Source organism: Actinomadura chibensis NBRC 106107 (assembly GCF_001552135.1).
Lineage (GTDB): Bacteria > Actinomycetota > Actinomycetes > Streptosporangiales > Streptosporangiaceae > Spirillospora > Spirillospora chibensis.
On the sequence record NZ_BCQP01000010.1, the window covers coordinates 357542 to 377516 of the forward strand.

General features: G+C 75.6%; 22 protein-coding genes. 12 read left to right on the forward strand and 10 right to left on the reverse strand.

What is annotated here, in order from left to right:
* Positions 1-76: 76 nt before the first annotated feature.
* From ACH01S_RS06275 to ACH01S_RS06285, 3 genes are all read left to right on the forward strand, one after another.
* Positions 77-649, forward strand: coding sequence for a dihydrofolate reductase family protein (locus tag ACH01S_RS06275; protein WP_067886279.1), 573 nt, complete (start codon positions 77-79; stop codon positions 647-649).
* Positions 650-741: 92 nt separating this feature from the next.
* Positions 742-1944: an AI-2E family transporter gene (locus tag ACH01S_RS06280; RefSeq protein WP_083980375.1), complete on the forward strand. Its 1203-nt coding sequence runs from the start codon at positions 742-744 to the stop codon at positions 1942-1944.
* Positions 1945-2085: 141 nt separating this feature from the next.
* Positions 2086-3957 carry a glycoside hydrolase family 3 protein gene (locus ACH01S_RS06285; RefSeq protein ID WP_083980376.1) on the forward strand — a complete coding sequence of 624 codons (1872 nt, stop codon included), beginning with the start codon at positions 2086-2088 and terminating at the stop codon, positions 3955-3957.
* A 127-nt stretch (positions 3958-4084) separates the two neighbouring features.
* On the opposite strand, the gene ACH01S_RS06290 is transcribed toward ACH01S_RS06285, so the two are convergent.
* Positions 4085-4825 (reverse strand): alpha/beta fold hydrolase, encoded by a 741-nt coding sequence (locus ACH01S_RS06290; RefSeq protein ID WP_067886281.1) that lies wholly within the window; start codon positions 4823-4825, stop codon positions 4085-4087.
* Between the two features lie 81 nt (positions 4826-4906).
* On the opposite strand from ACH01S_RS06290, the gene ACH01S_RS06295 reads away from it, so the two are divergent.
* Positions 4907-5857 carry a helix-turn-helix transcriptional regulator gene (locus ACH01S_RS06295; protein WP_067886283.1) on the forward strand — a complete coding sequence of 317 codons (951 nt, stop codon included), beginning with the start codon at positions 4907-4909 and terminating at the stop codon, positions 5855-5857.
* Between the two features lie 9 nt (positions 5858-5866).
* On the opposite strand, the gene ACH01S_RS06300 is transcribed toward ACH01S_RS06295, so the two are convergent.
* The 6 genes from ACH01S_RS06300 to ACH01S_RS43230 form a co-directional block, all read right to left on the reverse strand.
* Complete coding sequence (locus tag ACH01S_RS06300) at positions 5867-6436, reverse strand: GNAT family N-acetyltransferase (RefSeq protein WP_067886285.1); 570 nt, start codon at positions 6434-6436, stop codon at positions 5867-5869.
* Positions 6437-6445: 9 nt separating this feature from the next.
* A complete protein-coding gene (locus ACH01S_RS06305; RefSeq protein WP_067886287.1) occupies positions 6446-7408 on the reverse strand; it encodes a YihY/virulence factor BrkB family protein in 963 nt (320 codons plus the stop codon).
* 14 nt (positions 7409-7422) lie between these two features.
* Positions 7423-8028, reverse strand: coding sequence for a DUF3618 domain-containing protein (locus ACH01S_RS06310; RefSeq protein ID WP_067886290.1), 606 nt, complete (start codon positions 8026-8028; stop codon positions 7423-7425).
* The gene (locus ACH01S_RS06315; protein ID WP_246237125.1) at positions 8025-8561 is read right to left on the reverse strand and encodes a phage holin family protein; all 537 of its coding nucleotides are present in this window, start codon (positions 8559-8561) and stop codon (positions 8025-8027) included. The genes ACH01S_RS06310 and ACH01S_RS06315 overlap by 4 nt, the downstream gene beginning before the upstream one ends.
* Positions 8562-9210: 649 nt before the next feature.
* Positions 9211-9381, reverse strand: coding sequence for a TROVE domain-containing protein (locus tag ACH01S_RS06320; protein WP_169809214.1), 171 nt, complete (start codon positions 9379-9381; stop codon positions 9211-9213).
* Positions 9381-9533, reverse strand: a complete 153-nt coding sequence (locus tag ACH01S_RS43230) for a hypothetical protein (protein WP_157406269.1) — start codon at positions 9531-9533, stop codon at positions 9381-9383. The genes ACH01S_RS06320 and ACH01S_RS43230 overlap by 1 nt, the downstream gene beginning before the upstream one ends.
* Positions 9534-10179: 646 nt before the next feature.
* Here ACH01S_RS43230 and ACH01S_RS45750 point away from each other — a divergent pair.
* A complete protein-coding gene (locus ACH01S_RS45750; RefSeq protein ID WP_067886294.1) occupies positions 10180-10440 on the forward strand; it encodes a peptidoglycan-binding domain-containing protein in 261 nt (86 codons plus the stop codon).
* A gap of 145 nt (positions 10441-10585) precedes the next feature.
* Here ACH01S_RS45750 and ACH01S_RS06330 read toward each other — a convergent pair whose 3' ends face one another.
* Together ACH01S_RS06330 and ACH01S_RS06335 are read right to left on the reverse strand one after the other, a co-directional pair.
* Positions 10586-11977, reverse strand: coding sequence for an MFS transporter (locus ACH01S_RS06330; protein ID WP_246237127.1), 1392 nt, complete (start codon positions 11975-11977; stop codon positions 10586-10588).
* Between the two features lie 64 nt (positions 11978-12041).
* Positions 12042-12392 carry a winged helix-turn-helix transcriptional regulator gene (locus tag ACH01S_RS06335; RefSeq protein ID WP_067886296.1) on the reverse strand — a complete coding sequence of 117 codons (351 nt, stop codon included), beginning with the start codon at positions 12390-12392 and terminating at the stop codon, positions 12042-12044.
* Positions 12393-12468: 76 nt separating this feature from the next.
* On the opposite strand from ACH01S_RS06335, the gene ACH01S_RS06340 reads away from it, so the two are divergent.
* Genes ACH01S_RS06340 through ACH01S_RS43235 form a run of 3 tightly spaced genes read left to right on the forward strand, consistent with a single transcriptional unit; the run spans position 12469 to position 14630 of the window.
* Positions 12469-13317, forward strand: coding sequence for an MBL fold metallo-hydrolase (locus ACH01S_RS06340; RefSeq protein ID WP_067886298.1), 849 nt, complete (start codon positions 12469-12471; stop codon positions 13315-13317).
* Positions 13317-14315 (forward strand): quinone oxidoreductase family protein, encoded by a 999-nt coding sequence (locus ACH01S_RS06345; RefSeq protein WP_067886300.1) that lies wholly within the window; start codon positions 13317-13319, stop codon positions 14313-14315. The genes ACH01S_RS06340 and ACH01S_RS06345 overlap by 1 nt, the downstream gene beginning before the upstream one ends.
* 60 nt (positions 14316-14375) lie before the next feature.
* Entirely contained in the window at positions 14376-14630 is a 255-nt protein-coding gene (locus ACH01S_RS43235) for a hypothetical protein (protein ID WP_148344694.1), read from the forward strand.
* A gap of 247 nt (positions 14631-14877) precedes the next feature.
* Here the strand turns inward: ACH01S_RS43235 and ACH01S_RS06350 are convergent, their stop codons facing one another.
* Positions 14878-16047, reverse strand: a complete 1170-nt coding sequence (locus tag ACH01S_RS06350) for a tyrosine-type recombinase/integrase (protein ID WP_067886302.1) — start codon at positions 16045-16047, stop codon at positions 14878-14880.
* A gap of 144 nt (positions 16048-16191) precedes the next feature.
* On the opposite strand from ACH01S_RS06350, the gene ACH01S_RS06355 reads away from it, so the two are divergent.
* The 4 genes from ACH01S_RS06355 (at position 16192) to ACH01S_RS06370 (ending at position 19973) form a co-directional block, all read left to right on the forward strand.
* The gene (locus ACH01S_RS06355; protein WP_067886304.1) at positions 16192-17403 is read left to right on the forward strand and encodes a hypothetical protein; all 1212 of its coding nucleotides are present in this window, start codon (positions 16192-16194) and stop codon (positions 17401-17403) included.
* 31 nt (positions 17404-17434) lie between these two features.
* Positions 17435-17770, forward strand: coding sequence for a YciI family protein (locus tag ACH01S_RS06360; protein ID WP_067886306.1), 336 nt, complete (start codon positions 17435-17437; stop codon positions 17768-17770).
* A 7-nt stretch (positions 17771-17777) separates the two neighbouring features.
* The gene (locus ACH01S_RS06365; protein WP_067886308.1) at positions 17778-19055 is read left to right on the forward strand and encodes an RNA polymerase sigma factor; all 1278 of its coding nucleotides are present in this window, start codon (positions 17778-17780) and stop codon (positions 19053-19055) included.
* A gap of 126 nt (positions 19056-19181) precedes the next feature.
* Complete coding sequence (locus ACH01S_RS06370; protein WP_083980378.1) at positions 19182-19973, forward strand: DUF899 family protein; 792 nt, start codon at positions 19182-19184, stop codon at positions 19971-19973.
* Positions 19974-19975 lie beyond the last annotated feature (2 nt).

Below are 19975 nucleotides of genomic sequence, written 5' to 3' on the forward strand. Positions count from 1 at the left end.
CACATCGCCCCGGAACCGGCGGGACGCCTCCGGCCACGGCGGCGACACGACAGGACGAGACCTGAGGAGAACACCGATGCGCACCTTGATCAGCACCGCCTTCGTCTCGCTCGACGGCGTCGTCGAGGCGCCCGGCGGCGAACCCGGCTACCGCAACTCCGGCTGGACGTTCAAGAACGTCGACTTCCTCCCCGAGGCCTACGAGATCAAGGGCCGCGAGCAGCAGGAGGCCACCGCCATGCTCATGGGACGCGTCAGCTACGAGGCGTTCAGCCCCGTCTGGCCCGACATGGCCGAGTTCGCCGACTACAAGGCGATGCCGAAGTACGTCGTGTCCACCACCCTCACCGACGCCGACCTGGTCGACAACTGGTCCGAGACGACGATCCTGCGGTCCCTGGACGAGGTCGCCGCCCTGAAGGAGACCGACGGCGGCCCGATCATCGTCCACGGCAGCGCCACCCTCAACCACGGCCTGTCCGACGCCGGGCTCATCGACCGCTACCACCTCCTGGTCTTCCCCCTCCTGCTCGGCGCGGGCAAGCGGCTGTTCAGCGACACCGACAAGGACGCGCAGAAACTGCGGCTCGTCGAGCACGAGGTCTACGCCAACGGCCTGCAGAAGAACGTCTTCGACGTCGTCCGCTGACCGCCGCGACCGGCTGAAGAGTCGGCAAAGACCCGGTATCGGACGCACGGCGCCGCCCGGGCGGGGCCGGGCGGCGCGGTTAGCGTGCGGGCATGCCGCAGCCGCCCGGCGACACGGCCGCCTACGCGCCCGCCGACCTCCCGCCCGACGCGCCCGGCCCGCCCCACCCCGCCCGCGCCGCCGGCGGGGGCCCGGCCCGCATGCCCGGGTGGCTGCCCCGCGCGTTCCTGCTCGCCGGCGCGGTCGTCCTGCTGTTCATGGCCGGGCTGTGGCTGCTGGAACGCCTCCGCGAACTGCTGCTGCTCCTGCTCACCTCCCTGTTCGTCGCGTTCGCGATCGAACCCGCCGTCAACTGGCTCGCCCGCCGCGGCTGGCGGCGCGGACCCGCGACCGGGCTGATGTTCATCGCCGCCGCCGTCCTCGGCGCCGCGTTCCTCGGCGGCATCGGGTCCCTGCTCGCCGGCCAGGCCACCCACCTCATCGACGGGTTCCCCGGCTACGTCCGCCACCTCATCTCCTGGGTCAACGCCACCTTCGGGACGCGGATCTCCGAGAACACCCTGTTCGAACGGCTCCCCACCGTCACCGGCACCCTCACCCGGCACCTGTCCGGCCTCGCCCAGAACGTGTGGGGCATCGGCGCCACCGCGTTCGGCGTCGTCTTCAAAGGGCTCGGCGTGCTGCTGTTCAGCTTCTACCTGTCCGCCGAAGGACCCCAGTTCCGCCGCACCGTCTGCTCCCTGCTCCCGCCCCGGCGGCAGCGGCAGGTGCTGTGGGCGTGGGAGATCGCCGTCGACAAGACCGGCGGCTACATCTACTCCCGCGCCCTGCTCGCCCTCATCTCCGGCATCGCCCACTACATCGCCATGATGGGGCTCGGCGTCCCCTACGCCGCCACCCTCGCCCTCTGGGTCGGCGTCGTGTCCCAGTTCATCCCCGCCATCGGCACCTACCTCGCCGGGGCCGTGCCCATCCTGATCGCGCTGACCGTCGCGCCGTCCACCGCGCTGTGGCTGCTGCTGTTCGTCGTCGCCTACCAGCAACTGGAGAACTACCTCCTGCAGCCCCGCATCACCGCCCGCACCCTCGACATGCACCCCGCCGTCGCGTTCGGGCTGATCCTCGCCGGCGCCGCCGTCGCCGGACCCATCGGCGTCGTCCTCGCCCTCCCCGCGGGCGCCAGCATCCAGGCGTTCGCCGCCGCGTACGTGCGGCGCTACGAGATCGAGGAGCACCCCCTCACCGAACCCGTCGCGCCCGCCGGGACGATCATGCGGTGGCTCCGCCGCGGCTGACCCGCGGCTGACCCCGCGGCTGACCCGCGCGGCTCGCCCGTCCGTCGTCGACCTTTGCCGTGGACGACGCCCCGGCGCCGGGTTACCTTGCCAGCGGAGAGCTTGATCATCGGGACTTCTCGGGGGCGGGAGGGAGCCGTCATGAACCGTCCCCGGAACCACAAGGCCGGGCGGGGGAGCCTCCGGCGGCGCTGGGCCGCCGGAATCGCCGCCGGGACGCTCGCCGCCACCGGACTCACCGCCCTCGGCCCCGCCGCCGCCCACGCCGACCCGCCCGGGTCCGGCGGGCGGGACCCGGGGCTGCTGCGGCTGATCCGGTCCATGTCGCTGGAGGAGAAGGCCGCGCAGCTGTTCGTCCTGCAGATCTACGGCAAGAGCGCCGACACCGCCGACCCGGCCGCCGTCGCCGCCAACCGGAAGCTGTACGGGGCCGACAACGCCGCGCAGGTCATGGCCCGCTACCGGCCCGGCGGGTTCATCTACTACGGCGAGAACGTCGCCGACCCGCCGCAGCTCGCCGCGTTCTCCAACGGCATCCAGCGCGCCGCCGCCGCGCAGCCGCACCGGATCCCCGCCACCGTCGCCATCGACCAGGAGGGCGGCATCGTCGCCCGCCTCCAGCCGCCCGCCACCCAGTCGCCCGGCGCGATGGCCCTGGCCGCCGGTCGCCGCACCGGCGACGCCCGCGCCCTCGCCCGCATCACCGGCCAGGAACTGCGCGCCGTCGGCGTCAACCAGGACTACGCGCCCGACGCCGACGTCAACGTCAACCCCGCCAACCCCGTCATCGGCGTCCGGTCCTTCGGATCCGACCCCTCGCTCGTCGCGTCCATGGCCGCCGCGCAGGTCGGCGGATACCGGTCCGCCGGGGTCACCCCCACCGCCAAGCACTTCCCCGGCCACGGCGACACCACCACCGACAGCCACACCGGCGTCCCCCGGATCGGCCACACCCGGCAGGAATGGGAACGGCTCGACCTGCCCCCGTTCCGCGCCGCCATCGCCCGCGGCGTCGACTCGATCATGACCGCGCACATCGTCGTGCCGTCCCTGGACCCCTCCGGCGACCCCGCCACCCTGTCGCGGCCCATCCTCACCGGCATCCTGCGCGACCGGCTCCACTACCGCGGCGTCGTCGTCACCGACGCGCTCGACATGCAGGGCGTCCGCGACAAGTACGGCGACGAGCGGATCCCCGTCCTCGCCCTCAAGGCCGGCGCCGACGTCCTGCTCAAACCGCCCGCGGACGCCACCGGAACCGGCGTGTTCCCCCGCCAGCTCGCCGCCGTCGTCGCCGCCGTCCGCTCCGGCGAGCTCACCGAGCGCCGCGTCGACGAGTCGGTGTACCGGATCCTGGACGTCAAACGGCGCCGCGGCCTGTTCCGCGACCCCTACGCCGACGAGACCCGCGTCGGCGACATCGTCGGAACCCCCGCGCACCTCGCCGCCGCGCGGCGCGCCGCCGACCACGCCGTCACCCTCGTCAAGAACGACGCGGGCGTCCTGCCGCTGCGGCCCGGGCCGCGGAACGTCCTCGTCACCGGATGGGGCGCGGCCACCACCGCCTCCCTCGCCGCCGAGATCGCCCGCCGCGGCGGCGCCGCCGCCGTCACCCAGACCGGCCTCAGCCCGAGCCGGGCCCAGATCGAGCGGGCCGCCGCCGACGCCAGGGGACGGGACCTCGTCGTCGCCGTCACCAACCGCGCCTGGGACGCCAAGGACGAGCCCGGCCACAACGGCCCCGGCCAGGCCGACCTCGTCAAGGCGCTCGTCGCGACCGGGACGCCCGTCGTCGTCATCGCCGTCCGCGACCCCTACGACATCGCCTGGTTCCCCGAGGCCCCGACCTACCTGGCCACCTACTCCTACACCGCCGAAGCCGTCCGATCGGCCGCCGGGGCCCTGTTCGGCGAGCTGAACCCGGGCGGGCGGCTGCCCGTCGCCGTCCCCGCCCGCGACGAGCCCGGCCGCGTCCTCTACCCGTTCGGGCACGGCCTGCGCTACCGGCCCTGAACCCCGCCCGGGGCCCGGTTCCGGAGCGGCAGCCGCCGCCGCGCCGGAACCGGACCGCCCCATCATCGCGGCACCCTGCGACATTCCCGCACGGACCACCCCGACCGGACCCCCTGGGGAGGCCGGGTCAGGCGAGGTCGGCCAGGAGCGCCGCCAGGTCGGCCGGGCGCGACAGCATCGGCCAGTGCCCGGTCGGCAGCTCGCGATACGTCCACTCGGGGCCGGTCATCGCGGCGAAGACCGGGACGCCCTCCTCGCCCATCCGCCGCACCTCCGCCAGCGGGATCGTCGACGCGACCAGCGTCCGCGGCGTGTCCGGCAGCGGATCGGGACGCGCCGCGGGCTGCGTCGCCGTCCCGAACGGCTGCGGCGTGCCGCGCTCGCGCATCTGCGCCAGCGTCCGCGCCGACAGCCCCGCGAGGTTCACCGGGTCGGCGTCCGCGTCGAACGGCGGGACGGGGATCATCCAGCCGCCGCCGTCCTCGGCCACCCGCTTCTCCAGCGCCGCCCGCGACTCCGGGTCGTGGAAGTCGATCCCGGCCAGGCCGTCCGGCATCGGCCCGGTGTCGACGTAGACGACCCGCGCGATCCGGTCCGGGATCCGGTCGGCGGCGGCCGTGGCCGCCATGTTGCCGCCGCTGTGCGCGACGAGCACGACCCCGCTGAGGCCGCCGCCCTCGATCACCTCGACGATGTCGGCCGCGTGGGCGTCGACGTCCACGTCCGGCGCCGCCTCGGCGGCGCGCTCGGCCACCCCCGCGAGCGTCACCGCGCGGACGTCGTGGCCCGCCGCGCGCAGCCCCGCGGCCACCCCGTCCCACACCCACGCCCCGAACCAGTACCCCGGGACCAATACGAATGTCGCCATGTCGGCCGTCCTTCCCTCCGTCGTCGCGACCACGCTACGGTCGATACCGGACAGAACCCGCCCGGATAAGGTGAGAGACCCGTGTCACATCCGACGACCCGCGTGCTGGCGATGCTGGAGCTGCTGCAGGCCAACCACCGCATGGGCGGCGGCGAGCTGGCCTGGCGGCTCGGCGTCGACGAGCGCACCGTCCGCCGCTACGCCGCGCGGCTGGACGACCTCGGCGTCCCCGTCACCGCCGACCGCGGCCGGTACGGCGGCTACCGGCTCCTGCCCGGATACAAGCTGCCGCCGCTGATGCTCACCGACGACGAGGCGACCGCCGTCGTCCTCGGCCTGCTCGCCGCCCGCCGCACCGGGCTGACCGGCCCCGGCGCCGAGAGCGCCCTGGCCAAGGTGCAGCGGGTGCTGCCCGCCGCGCTCCGCGACCGCGTCCAGGCCCTGCGCGACACCCTCGGGTTCACCGCCCCCGCTCGCGACGCGGCCGCACCGGACACCGCGGCCGTCCTCACCCTCGCCGCGGCGGCCCGGGAACGGCGCCGCGTCCGGCTGCGGTACCGGTCCTGGCGCGGCGAGGACACCGAACGGGACCTGGACGCCCACGGCCTGGTGTTCCACTCCGGCCGCTGGTACGTCACCGGGCACGACCACCGCAGCGGCGAGGTCCGCACGTTCCGCGTCGACCGGGTCGTGTCCGCCGAGCCCGGCGACGCCCGCTACGAGGTCCCCGGCGACGCCGACCCCGTCCGCGACGTCACCATGTCGCTGGCCCGCGTCCCGTACGCGCACGAGGTCGAGGTGCTGCTGGACGCCGGGCTGGAGGAGGCGCGCCGCCGCGTCCCGGCGGCCGTCGCGACGCTGACCGCGGAGCCCGGCGGGGGAGTGCTGCTCACCGCCCGCGCCGAACGCCTCGACGGCATGGCGCGGATGCTGGCCGGGCTCGGGTTCGGCTTCACCGTCCGGCGGCCCGGCGAACTGCGCGGCCACGTCCGCGACCTGGCCCGGACGCTCGCCGAGCAGGCCGAACGCTGACCGCCGCCCTCAGGAGGTCTGGTCGCGGGCGTCCCACTCGTGCCGCAGCATCGCGTACACGACCTCGTCGGACCACTCGCCCTTGACCATCTCGTTCTGCACCAGGTGCGCCTCCCGGCGCATCCCGAGCCGCTCCAGCACCCGGGCGGACGCGCTGTTGCGGCCGTCCAGGCGCCCGCACACGCGGTGCAGGTCCAGGCCCTCGAACCCGAGCCGCAGCACCACCTCGGCGGCCTCGGTCGCGAACCCCCGCCCGTGGAAGGCCGGGTTGAAGATGTAGCCGATCTCGCCCTGCCGGTGCTCCCTGCTGCGCCACTGCAGGTTGACCTCGCCGACCAGGTCGCCGGTCTCGCGCCACACCACCGCGAGGACGAGCCAGTCGCCCTCCTTCTCGACCGTGGACGCGCTCATCTTCTGCTTCAGGAACGTGCGGGACTCCTCGCGGTCGCGGGGCTCCCAGTACAGGAACCGCGCCACCTCGGGCAGGGACTGGTAGGCGTACAGGTCGTCGAGGTCGCCCTCGCGGAACGGCCGCAGGGTCAGCCGCTCGGTCTCGATCGGGTAGTCCGGACGGAGCATGCGACGATCCTATTCACGGTGATCGGCCTTGTGCGACCCGTGATCGCCCGGAATCGGCGCGTTCTGGTCCCCGTCGGGGGTCGTCCCGGCGCCGCTCTCGGCCGCGCGGTGCTCCAGCTCGGCGTTCAGCTCCGCGCCGAGCAGGATCGCCAGGTTCGTGATCCACAGCCAGATCAGGAATACGATGATCCCGGCGAGGCTGCCGTAGGTCTTGTTGTAGGACGAGAACCCCGACACATACAGCGCGAACAGGCCCGACGCCGCCAGCCACAGCAGGATCGCGAGGATCCCGCCGGGCGTCACCCACCGGAACCGGCGCCGGGTGCTCGGCGCCGCCCAGTACAGCAGCGAGAACAGGAACGCCACGATCAGCAGCAGCACCGGCCACTTCGCGATGTTCCAGGCGGTGACGGCCTGCGAGCCGAGCCCGAGCAGGTCGCCCGCCTCGCGGGCCAGCGGGCCCGACACCACCACCGCGAGCACCGACGCCGACAGCAGCACCAGCGACACCAGCGTCAGCGCGACCCGGAGCGGGACGGTCTTCCAGAACGGCCGCTCCTCCCGCACGTCGTAGACGACGTTGGCGGCGCGCATGAACGCCCCCACGTACCCCGACGCGGACCACACGGCCGCGCCGAGCGCGACCAGCGCGACCACGCCCGCCCCGGCGCGGTTGCCCTGGAGCTGGCCGATCGAGCTGATCAGCACCTGCTTCACCGACCCGGGCGCGATCTTCCCGGCGCTGTCGATGAGGTCCCGGGTGACCGACCGCCCGGCGAGCCCGACCAGCGACACCACCACCAGCATCGCCGGGAAGATCGACAGGACGGAGTAGTAGGTGAGCGCGGCGGCCCAGTCCGACAGGCCGTCGCGCTGGTAGCCCGTGACGGCGCGCTTGGCCGCCCGCCACCACGCCCTGGCGGACAGGCCCAGCGGCGTACCGGGTGCGCCCTTGGCGGGGGTGGCGCCCATGACCGGCCTTCCGCTCAGAGGATCGAACGGCGGCGTACCCGCCGCCCCGGCATCCGCCCGCCCATCCGCGAGCGCATGCCCGCGGGCATCCGGCGACGCATCCGGGGGGCCAGCCCCCCGCGCATACCGGCGGGCATCCAACGGCGCATCATGCGCGGCGTCCCGCCGGGCATGCGGGAGCGGAGGGCGGCGGGCATCCAGGCGGGCATCCGGGCCGGTGTCCGCATGGCCTGCCAGGCCCGCCGTCCGGCGGCGGTCCGCCGCGTGCGGGCGCGCGGGCGGGTGCCGCGCAGCCGGTCCGGCATCGAGACGGCGCGGCCGCGTCCACCGGACGAGCGGCGCCTGCGCAACCACATCACGCCGAGCGCGGCGGCGCCCACCCCGGCAGCTCCCATCCCGGCCCATCTGCCGCCCGGCCCGGCGGCGGCGTCCCTGGCCCGCGCGGCGGCGTCGGCGGCGCGTTCGCGGGCCTGCGCCGCCTTCTCCCTGGCCATGGCCTTCACGTCGGCCTTGGCGGCGAGCAGCTCCACGGTCTCGCCGAGGTCGTGGCGGGCTCGGTCGACGTCCTCGCGCAGCTCCGCCGTCCCGGCGTCCGCGCCGTGCTTGCCCTGCGTGGTCATCGGTGCGTCGCCCTCTCCCTGAGCTCGGCCATCGTCTGCCGGGCCTCGCCCATCGCCTGTTCCGGCTTCGGCGGCGTGGCGCGCCTGGCCTGGGCCCGGCCGAGGATCGCGAGGACGCCCGCGACCAGCATCAGGAACCCGCCGATGATCAGCGCCGCCGCCCACACCGGCAGCGCCACCGCGATCGCGGCGACCGCCGCCGCCAGCAGCACCGCCACCCCGTACAGGGCGACGAGCGCGGCGCCGCCGAGCATCCCGGCGCCGGTCCCGGCGTGCCGGGCCTTGTCCTTCAGCTCGGCCGCCGCCAGCCGCATCTCGGCGCGCATCAGGTCCGACACCTGCTGCGCCGCCTGCTTGACCAGCTCGCCCGTCCCGGGCTCGTGGCGCGCGTCCCGGCCGGGCCGGACGCCGTCGGCCTCGGGGACGCGTCCGGGGTCGTGCCGGTGCGCGCCCGGCATCCCGGTCCCCGCCGCCGTCCCGGCGCGCGTCCCGGCCTCGGTCTCGCCGTCGTATGTCGGCCGCACGATGCTCATCGCCTCCGGCCCCCTCACGTGCTCGTCGCGAAGCTCGCTGAAAGAAGGTCGCCGAAACCCGTTCCCCCTGCTGGGCGGCTAAACGTCCCGCAGGGCCGCCGGGGCCGCCGGGGCCGCCGGGTCACGCGGTGGTGAGCCAGCGCCACCACCTCGCCCCGCCCCAGGTATACGGCGATCAGCCCGGCGCACGCGTCAGCGACACGTTAGGGGCGTCCCACACGAACGACCGCCCGCCGGTCCCGGCCAGGGACACGCCGAGCTCGGCGCCCAGCCGATCCAGGCTGACGACCGGGACGTCCGGGCGGACGGCCTACATCCACGGCCAGGACGAGTCCCGGCGACCCTCCAGCACCGGGATCAGCCGGTCCCGGTACCCGGCGAGGTTCCAGGTGCAGACCGGGACGTTCTTCGGGACCTGGACGATCGGGTCACCGCCGAGATGGCCGCGCCACGCCTACTCGTCGATGACGATGACGACGCGGGCGTGCCCGCTGAAGATCGCCCGGACGGCCTCGGCGGTGCTCATGCCGCCCAGGTCGCCGAACCTCTCCGGCACCTTCAGCAACGACTCGCCGGTCGACCGGGATCAGCGGCCGACCGGCGAGCGCCGGGACGTCGGCCGCGAGTGGTTGAGCGCCTGCCCCAGCGGCTACGTCCACTGCAGGCTCGGTGCGGCCTTGTGCGCGGCGAGGAACCGGAACGGGAACATCCGCGACCGCGCGATGACCCCCGGATCGGAGATCTTGGCCGTCACCGTCGCCGCGACCTCATCGCTGACGCCCGCCCGCTCGAAGTTCCGCGGGTTCCGCACGAGCGCCATCACGCCCATGGACGGATGAACGCCTCCCACGTGGTCAGCCCGCGAGGGTCTCCCAGGTGATGCCCGGCGCGCAGTCGGTCGGTGCCGTCGTTGGCGGGCACCGCCATGAGCGTCTCGCGGGTCGGCGGCATCGCCGGGGGCGGGCTCGCCATCGCGGCTGTGGTGCCGGTCGAGCGCGTTGGAGAACCGCGTTGGAGAACAGGGTGCCTTGCCACGGCTTGTCCGCAGCCGGGGACGGGTGGACGAGATCGATCACGTCGCCGAACCGGAAGCCGCGGGAGTCGGTGTCGTCTTGAGCAGGGACCGCTGGGTGCAGAGCCGCTGGACGGCGAGGTCGACATCTAGCAGGCCAGCATCTCGCCGGGCTTGTCTGCGCGCTGCGGGAGGCTAGCGACGAGCTGGCGGTTGCCGCCGCTCAGCCCGGCCGCCAGCGGAGCGGACGAGGTCGCGGACACGGGGCGTGGCTCGTCGACGGCGGTAACGAGAACCGTCGCCTGCAGGCGGTGTGCGATGTCGCTTTCCCGCCCGCGCGAGCGCCGAGGATGGGGCCGCAAAATAGTGCAATCCCATCTGCAATCCCATATGCAAAACCCCGCGTCCCCCTGTCATCCCCAGTTGGCCCTGCGGGCGCCTATCCGTTCGCCTTCAAGGTCAACGTCTGCGCCGGGAGTGCCGGGATTGGTCGTTGCATATTCAGTTAAATGGCCTTTTGCTGGAATCTTTCCTTGGCTGCGTTGCGACGTTAGGGTCGCGCTTGGACAATTAAATTGTCCGAAATCGACCAAAGAAGGAGTCACCATGACCCAGACCGCGACACAGGCTCCGCCCTTCCAGGGCCGCCTTCTCAAGCGCCGCCAGCCGATGGAGTACGGCGACGATGTCGAGGTGTGGCAGGAGAAGATGAAGAGCCGGGGCTGGATCATCGACGTCGACGGCAAATACGGACCGCAGTCCGAGTCGAAGTGCAAGAAGTTCCAGACGGAGAAGGGGATCCAGGCGACCGGCGTCGTGGACGCCGACACCTGGGGCAAGACCTGGACGGCGCCGGTCACTCACTGAGTGATTCTCGGCCTTCCGGCCCGGCTCGATATTCGAGGAAGTGCTCGACCTGCCTCGGCACTTCCTCGAGCCTTGTCTGGATGGTTCGTAGGACCTCCGCGCCCCCCAACCGGTTTCCCGCCTGGGCAGAGCTGGGCGGGGCGGGTCAGTGGTTGGGGACGGCGCGGGTCAGGGCGAGCGCCGACACCCACAGCGCCACGCTCGCCCACGCCAGCGTGTGCAGTCCGGACGCGAACCCCCCGGGAAGCGACGCGGGTCCGGCGACCGCCCCGAACACCGCGACGCCGAGCGCCGTCCCGACTTGCCGGGCTGTGTTGTTGAACCCCCCGGCGAGTCCGGCGTGCGCGGGCGGGACGGCGCGCATCGACGCGGCGACCACGGCGGTGATGATCAGGCCGTCGCCGATCCCGACGGCGAGCAGCGCGGGCAGCAGCGGCCCGTAGCCGCCGTCGCCGTCCGCGCCGAGCAGCGACAGGCATCCCGCGGCGGCGGTCGCGGCGCCCGCGCCGAGCGGGAGGCGGGTGCCGTACCGGGCGGTGAGGCGTCCGCTGACCGGGGCGAGCAGCGCCAGCGGCGCCGCCATCGGCAGCAGCATCGCGCCCGCGGTGAACGCGGACCGGTTTCCGGCCTGCTGCAGTTCCAGCGTCGCGACGAACAGGATCCCGTTGGTGACCAGGTTCATGATCAGCGCGATGGCGGCGGCGCCGAGGAACGCGGGGGCGCGCAGCAGTCCGCCGGGCAGCATCGGCGCGGCGGCGCGCCGCTCGGCGGCCGCGAACCCCGCGGCGGCCGCGGCGGTCGCCCCGGCGGCGATCGCGGCGGCGGCGCGGTGGCCGTGGCCCGCGGCGATGACCGTCCACACCAGGCCGCCGAGGACGAGCGGGGCCAGGGCGATCCCGGCGCGGTCCAGCGGCGCGTCCGCGCGCGGGGACCGTCCCGGGGCGCCGACCAGGGCCCGCACCCCGGCCGCCGCCGCCACCACGATCGGGACGTTCAGCAGGAAGATCCACCGCCATCCCGCCGAGTCGACCAGGACCCCGCCGAGCAGCGGCCCGGCGGGCAGCGCCGTCGACGACACGCCCGCCCACACCCCGAGCGCCCGCGCCTGCTCGGCCCGCTCCGGGTACAGGGCGGTGATCAGGGCGAGGCTGCCGGGCAGCAGGAGCGCGGCGCCCGCGCCCTGCCCCGCCCGCGCCGCGATCAGCGGGCCCGCGCCGGGTGCCGCGCCGCAGGCCAGGGACCCGAGGCCGAACAGGGCGAGGCCGAGCAGCGTCGTGCGGCGGTGCCCGATCCGGTCGCCGAGCGCGCCGCCGCCGAGCAGCAGCCCGGCGATCGCGACGGCGTACCCGTCCACGACGCCCTGCAGCGCGGGCAGGCCGGTGCCGAGCGCCCGTCCGATGCCGGGGAGCGCGACGTTGACGACCGTCACGTCCAGCAGGACCAGGAACATCCCGGCGCACAGCACGGCCAGCGTCGCGCCGCGCCGGGGCGCGGGCCCGGACTGCCGGGCGCGGGGCGGGGAGGCGGGAGAGGTCATGCCTCCACGCTGTCCCTTGGACGTTTCGCCGCCCCTCGAACCATGCCCGCCCGGCCTGCGGGGGTCAGGGGTCGGCCGGAAGGTCGATCCACTCCAGCGCCCACCGGTTGAGGTCGAGCAGGACCTTGCCGAGCGCGGCGCCCTTCTCGGTCAGCCGGTACTCGATCCGCACCGGGGTGGTGGGCTTGACGTCGCGTTCGACGAGCCCGTCGGCTTCGAGGTCCTTCAACCGCTGCGACAGCAGCTTGTGGGTCATGTCCGGGACGGCCGCCGCGATGTCGCTGAAGCGGGTGGCGCCGCCGAGCAGGGCGCGCAGCACGGTCGCGGCCCAGCGGCGGCCGATCATGTCCATCGCGGCGGCGTAGTAGGGGCAGTAGGGCCGGAGGTGCTCGAGGTCCAGCGGGCGGTGTGACATGATCCACTCTCCGGGGTTTCTATCTTTAAGATACCTTCCATCCTTAGGATACAAGACGATCGCTGAGGAGTCAGGCATGCCCGAGTCGAGTACGGCGGCACTGTCGTACGAGGTGTTCGTGTCCGAGCCGATCCCCACCACCGGCACGCTGCCGACCGGGGCGCCGCAGATGTGGTCGCCGCTGTCGACCACCCTCGTCTCCGGCGACACGGACGCGGTGTTGGTCGATCCGCCGTTCACGGTCGAGCAGACCCGCCGGGTCGGCGACTGGGTCGAACGCTCCGGCAAGCGGCTGACGTGCATCTACATCACCCACGGGCACGGCGACCACTGGTTCGGCGCGGCGACGCTGGCCGAACGCTTTCCCGGGGCGCGGGTGTACGCCACCGAGGGCACCGTCCGGCTCATGCGCGCCTCGGCGACCGGGCGGCGGAAGGCGTTCTGGGACGGCCTGTTCCCCGGGCAGCTCCCCGACATCGAGGTCTCCGCCCAGGTGCTCCCGGACGGCGGCCTCACCCTGGAGGGCCACCCGCTCCACGCGGTCGAGGTCGGGCACAGCGACTGCGACGACTCCACGGTGCTGCACGTCCCGGCGCTCGGACTGGTCGTCGCGGGCGACGTCGCCTACAACAACGTCCACCAGTACCTTGCCGACGGCGGGCTCGACGGCGGCATCGACGCCTGGCTCCGCGCCCTCGACGCGGTCCGGGCCCTGCGCCCGTCCGCCGTGGTCGCCGGGCACAAGGACGCCGCCCGCGCCGACGACCCGCGCGTCCTCGACGAGACCGCCGAATACCTGCGCACCGCCCGCCGGGTCCTCGCCGGAAGACCCGAGCCGAGGACGTTCTTCGACGAGATGACCCGCCGCTACCCGGACCGGCTCAACCCCGGCACCGTCTGGCTCAACGCGCAGAGGCTGGCCTGATGCGCGCCGTGCGGTTCCACGAGTTCGGCGGGCGGGACGCCCTGCGGGTCGAGGAGCTGCCGCCGCCGGAGCGCGACGCCGGCAGTGTGGTGATCCGGATCGCCCGCGCCGGGGTCAGCCCCCTCGACGACAAGGTCCGCGGCGGGGTCCTGCCCGCGTCGATGCGCAAGCCGCCGCCGCTGGTGCCCGGAGCGAGCGCCGTGGGGCGCGTGGCCGACCCCGGCGCGTCAGGGCACGCGCCCGGCGCGCGGGTCCTGCTGTGCGGCTGGGGCTACGGCACGACACGCGACGGGACCTGGCGGGAGCTGGCGGCCGTCCCGCCGGACCACCTCGTGCCCGTTCCCGACGGCGTCGGCGACGACGCCGCCGCCGGGCTGGCGGCGGGGGCGGGGTATCTGACCGCCTGGCTGGCGCTCACCGAGACCGCCCGGTTGCGGCCGGGGCAGGTCGTCCTCGCGCCGGGAATCCACGGCGCGGTCGCCCACGCCGCCGCCCAGGTCGCTCCGCTCCTCGGCGCCGCGCAGGTCATCTCCACCGTGCGGGGCGCGGACCGCCTCGCCGCCGTCCCGCCCTTGCCGAACCTCGCGGTCATCGACCTGGAGCGCGAGCCGCTCGGCGCCGGGGTCGCGCGGTTGACCGGCGGCGCGGGAGCGGACGTCGTCCTCGACGGCCTCGGCGGCGACCTCACCGGCCCCGCCCTCGGCGCGCTGCGGCGCGGCGGCGTCCTGGTCAGCATCGGCTACACCGCAGGGAGGAGGGCCGCCATCGACGTCACCGACCTCATCTGGAAGACGGCGCGGATGGAGGGTTTCCTGTTCACGGCTTTCACCCAGGAGGAGATCGCCGACGCCTACCGCACCCTGCTGGGGCACCTCGCCGCCCGCGCCATCGAGCCCGCGATCGACCGGGTGTACCCCCTGGAGCAGGCCGCCGAGGCGCAGCGCCGCGTCGTCGCGGATCGCCCCCTCGGACGGGTCTTCCTCGACCCCTGCGCCTGAGCCGCCCCGTCGAGCACGGGGTGAGGGCCCGTCCCGGGAAAGGACGCACTTTCCCGGGACGTGCGGCGAAAGGGGGTGTCCGGGTGGGACACGACCGGACCGGCCCGGCGCTGCTCGTCCGCCGCTCGCCGCCGCCAGCTCCGGGCGGCCGAGTTCCCTGCCGACCTCGACGCGCCGCCCGTCTCGATCGCGGACGCCGGGGACAACGTCGACTCCGACGCCGAGCAGCGCGCCCGCGACCGGGCCCGCGCGGCGAGGGCGGGATCGAGGCGCCGGTCAGACCGTTCGACGGCTGGACGATCGGCGCGGTGCTGACCTCGGCGAACCCGGCAACGATCGCGCTGCACTGCCACTTCGCGGCCACTGCCTAGGTCAACCATCTCGAGATCCACCGGCTGGCGGCAGTGCTGCAGCCGACCGGCCTCGGCCCCGCCCACGCGCACGACGTCGGCACCTGGACGCTGCGGGCCGCTCGGCCCGACCCGGCGCTCTACCTGGCGGCGGTCCAGGCGACGGCGACGGCGAGTGGACCGCGGACGAGCGGGCCGCCGCTGGGTGCGGGTCAGGCGGGGAGGTCGTCGAAGACGGCGGCGGCGCGGTCGGCGTGCGCGGCGGCGCGCTGCCCTCGCAGGCGGCGCTCCCAGTAGCCGATGGTGGTGGCCGGGTTGACGTGGTCGGCGAACTCCTGCACCTCGGCGAGGGGGACGCCGTCGTCGAGCATGTGGGTGATGCGGGACGCCCGCCACACGTGCGGGGTCAGGTCGCGTCCGGGCAGGACGCCCGCGGCGCGGCCGAGGCGGGTGCTGATGCGGTCGACGTCGTGGCGGTCGAGGCGGTCGCCCTTGGCGTCCAGGAGCAGGGGCCCGGCGGTGCGGGCGCCGACGTGGTCGCGCAGCAGCCGCGCGCAGCGGGGCGGCAGCGGCAGCGCGCGCCGCTTGCCGCCCTTGCGGACGACCGACAGCACCGCCCGGTCCCCGTCGCCGGACAGGTCGGCGACGTCGGCGGCGCAGATCTCGGTGACGCGCCCGGCCAGGCTGTAGAGCAGCATCACCACCAGCAGGTCCAGTTCGCCGGTCGCGCGGGCGGCGACGGCGCGGACCTCCTCGACCTCCAGCACCGGGGTGGACGCGGCGGTGCGGCCGGACTCGATCCGGGGGCGGTCGTCCTGGGTGACGGGGTTGCGGGGCGGCGGGTCCAGCACGGCGGCGGCGTAGGCGTGCAGCGACGACAGGCACGCGACGTACCGGCCGATGCTGCGGGCGGCGACGCCCGCGCGCTCCTGCCGCAGCCGCCACATCCGGACGTGCTCGCGGGTCAGGCAGCCGACGCGGAACGCGTCGTGGCCGAGTTCGCGGGCCAGCGGCGCCCAGACGCGGCGCAGGTCGTCGGCGTAGCCGCGCTTGGTGGCGGCGGATGCGCGGCGGGCGCCGCTCAGCCAGTCCAGGACCAGCGCGAACGTCTCCGACGTGCACGCCTCGGCGAGCAGTTCGAGGCGGCGGCGGTAGACGCGGCGTCCGCCGACGCGGGCGACCTGCACCTGCCCGAGGTCGGCGTCCAGCGCCGCGAGCGCGTCCGCGGCCAGCCGCCCCGCCGGGCGGACCGGCGCCGTCCCGCCCGCCGCGCCCGCCGTGTCCGGGACGGACGCCGTGCCACGCGGCTGCGGGGGCGGGGAGTGGAGGACGGTTCCCTCCAGCGCTCCCGCGTCGGGTCCGGGGTGCCGGGTGTCGTCCACGTCCGCCTCCGTCTCGCCGCTCGTGATCGCCGCGGGCAGCGTAGCGCATAACGGCGATTATGCGCTCCCTCTGATTCCTTCTCAAGAAATCAGTTCGGCGTCTTTTCATTGCTCGGACGAGAAAAGAATGGGACACTGCCGGGCATGACGGTCGATGAGACGGGCCAGGACGACGCCGCCGCGGACGCGCCGGGGCGGCGGCCGCCGGCGGGCGCGGACCCGGCGGCGCCGTGGGGGCGGTGCAAGCAGTGCGACGCGCCGCTGCCGCGGCCGCCGAAGGCGCGCGGGCGGCGGCCGGAGTACTGCCCGCCCGAGCACGGCGACGACGGGCGGGTCGTGCGGGACTGCCAGGCCGAGGCGCACGCGGCCAACCGCGTCCCGGCCGCGGCGGCGGTGGGGGAGCCGCTGGCCGCGCTGCGCGCGGTGCTGACCGGGATGGCCGCCGCCGCGCGGGACCGCGCGGCCCGCGAGGCCGAGGCCGCCGACCGGCTGCAGGAGATCGTCGACACGGTCGTGGACCGCAACACCGAGCTGGAGCGGCGGGCGGCCGAGGCGGCGGCGCGGGCGCGGGACGCCGACGCGGCCCGGCGGCGCGCCGAGCGCGACGCCGACGCCGCCCGCGCCGAGACCGCGGCCGCCGGGGCGGCCCGCCGGGCGGCCGAGGAGCGGGCGCTGGCCGCCGAGGACGTCGCCCGCGCCGCCCGGGCGGCCGCCGAGTCGGCCGCCGAGACCGCCCGCGCGCACGCCGAGGCGCGGCAGGCCGCCGAGACCGCCGCGCGGGCCGCGGCCGAGGACGCCGCCGCGCGGACCGCCGCCGCCGAGGAGGCGCTGCGCGGCGTCCGCGCCGACCTCGCCCGGTCGCAGGACGCCCACGCCCGCACCCGCACCGAGCTCGACCGGACCGCCGGGCGCCTCGCCGAGACCCGGGCCCGCGCCGACACCGCCGAGCGGGACCTGGCCGAGGCCGCCGCGGAGGCGGCGCGGCTGCGGGCCGCGCTCGCCGACGCCGAGCACGCCGTCCGGGACGCCTCCCGCCGCGCCGACCGCGCCGACCTGGACGCCCGGGCCGCGCGGGAGGCCGCCGAGCACGCCGCGGAACGCGCCGCCGCCGACCGCGAGGAGGGCGCGCGGGCCGTCGCCGCCGCGCACCGCGACCGCGACGCCGCGCGCGCCGAGCACCGGGCCCGGGCCGCCGAGCTGGAGGCCCGGCTCGCCGCCGTGGCGGCCGAACGCGACGCGGCCCGCGCCGAGGCCGCCGCGCAGCGCGAACGCGCCGTCCGCGCCGAGACCCTCGCGCCCGCCACCGCGGACCCGGCCGCGGAGCAGGCGGGGGGCGACGGCGGGCGGGCGTCGTGACCGGGGGCGCGCGTCCGGCAGAATCGGCCGTATGAGGTACGCGCTGCTGATCTGCGACGACGAGACCTTCTCGCCCAGCAACGAGGAGATCGCCGCCGACCCCGTGCACCAGGCGTGGTACGCCGACCTGGAGCGGCGCGGCGCCCTGGTGCTCGGGACGCGGCTGCGGCCGGTGGTGGACGCGACGTCGGTCCGCGTCCGCGACGGCGAGACCCTCGTCTCGGACGGCCCGTTCGCCGAGACCAAGGACTTCGTCGGCGGGTTCGTCCTCATCGACTGCGCCGACCTGGACGAGGCGATCGAGATCGCGTCCGGCCACCCCTACGCGCGGTGGGGCGGCGTCGAGATCCGTCCCGTCTGGGAGTGACCCCGCGATGACCGCGCCCGGCGCGGCCCCGTCCGGCGAGGAGGTGCGGGCGGCGGTCGACGCGGCCTACCGGGACGAGTGGGGCCAGGTCGTCGCGACCCTGATCGCGATGACCGGCGACTGGGACCTCGCCGAGGACTGCGCGCAGGACGCCTTCGCCGCCGCGCTGACCGCCTGGGCCCGCGACGGGGTGCCGCGCCGTCCGGGCGCCTGGCTGACGACGGCGGCCCGCAACCGCGCGCTGGACCGGCTCCGCCGCGACGCCGCGGGCGCGGCGAAGCTGCGCCGTCTCGCCGACCGCCCCGCGGCCCCGCCCGGCGACTCGGGCGATCCGTCGGGCGGCCCGCACGAGTCCGGGGACGGCGACATCCCCGACGAGCGGCTCCGGCTGATCTTCACGTGCTGCCATCCGGCGCTGCCGTTCCCGGCGCGGGTCGCGCTGACGCTGCGGACGCTGGCCGGGCTGAGCACCGCCGAGATCGCCAAGGCGTTCCTGACGGCCGAGCCCGCGATGGCGCAGCGGCTCGTCCGGGCCAAGCGCAAGATCAGGGAGGCGGGCGTCCCGTACCGGGTGCCGCCCGCCGAGCGGCTGCCCGAGCGGCTCGCCGCCGTCCTGGCCGTGCTGTACCTGATCTTCAACCAGGGCTACGACGAGCGGGACGGGCGGCGGGGGCTCTCGGGCGAGGCGGTCCGGCTGGCGCGGGTGCTGGTCGGGCTGATGCCGCGCGAGCCCGAGCCGCGCGGGCTGCTGGCGCTGATGCTGCTGCACGAGGCGCGCCGCGCGGCGCGCACCGACGGCGGCGTCCTCGTGCCCTTGGAGGACCAGGACCGGTCCCGGTGGGACGGGGCGCTGATCGCCGAGGGCGTCGCCGAGCTCGACCGGGCGCTGGCGCGGCGCCGCACCGGCCCCTACCAGGTGCAGGCCGCGATCGCGGCGTGCCACGCCACCGCGCCCGGTGCGGCGGCCACGGACTGGCCGCAGATCGCCGCGCTGTACGGGGAGCTGGCCCGGCTGGCGCCGTCCCCGGTGGTGGAGCTGAACCGGGCGGTGGCGGTCGCGATGGCCGACGGCGTCCCGGCCGGGCTGGCGCTGGTGGAGGAGCTGGCGGCGTCCGGCCGGCTGGACGGCTACCACCTGCTGCCCGCGACCCGCGCCGACCTGCTGCGCCGGGACGGCCGCCCCGGCGAGGCCCGCGCCGCCTACGAGGAGGCGCTGCGGCTGGCGCCGACCGAGCCCGAGCGCCGCTACCTCGCCGCCCGTCTCCGCGGCCTTGCCCCGGACTGACCGGGCAGCCCCGCGTCGGCCGGGGAATCGGACGGGCAGGGAATCGGGTGGACGGGGATGTCGATCCGGTGGGGGCGCCCTTCGTCGGTGGGGTGAACGTCCGACCAGAGGAAAGGGGCACCGCCCATGAACACCCGCCCGGGCACCACCGAAAACACCACCGACGCCACCACCGACGACAGCGGCGCGGGGGCCGCGCCGATGCCGCCGGTCGCCGACCGGGCCGTGTGGCAGGCCGAGCTGGACGCGCTGCGCGTCCGGGAGAAGGCGCACACCCGCGAGGGCGACGCGATCGCCGCGGCGCGCCGCCGCCTGCCGATGGTCGAGGTCGCCGCGGCGACGCCGCTGACCGGCCCGGACGGCGAGGTCACCCTGCTGGACGCGTTCGAGGGCCGCCGCCAGCTGATCGCCTACTACCACATGTGGGACGCGGGGGCGCCCGCCGAGGCGCAGTGCGAGGGGTGCACGTTCTTCAACGGGCAGGTCCGCGAGCTGTCGCACCTGCACGTGCGCGGCGTCACCTACGCGACGTTCTGCGTGGGCCCCTACGAGGAGAGCGTCCGGTACCGGGACTTCATGGGCTGGGACGTGCCGTGGTACTCGGTCCGGGACTCGGCGGCGTCGCTGCTGGCCGGGCGGCGGCCCGACATGTTCCACCTGGTGTGCTACCTGCGCGACGGCGGCCGCGTGTTCGAGACGTACTGGACGAGCGGCCGCGGCGTCGAGGCGATGGACGCCAGCCTCGCCCTGCTGGACCTGACCGCCTACGGGCGGCAGGAGACGTGGGAGGACTCGCCCGCCGGGTGGCCGCAGGACCGGGTGTCCGACGGCGCCATGCGCACGCGGGGGCGTCCGACCTCCCAGTGGTCGCGGCTGGCGGCGGGCCGCTCCGACGACCTCGGCCCCGCGACCGGCTGACG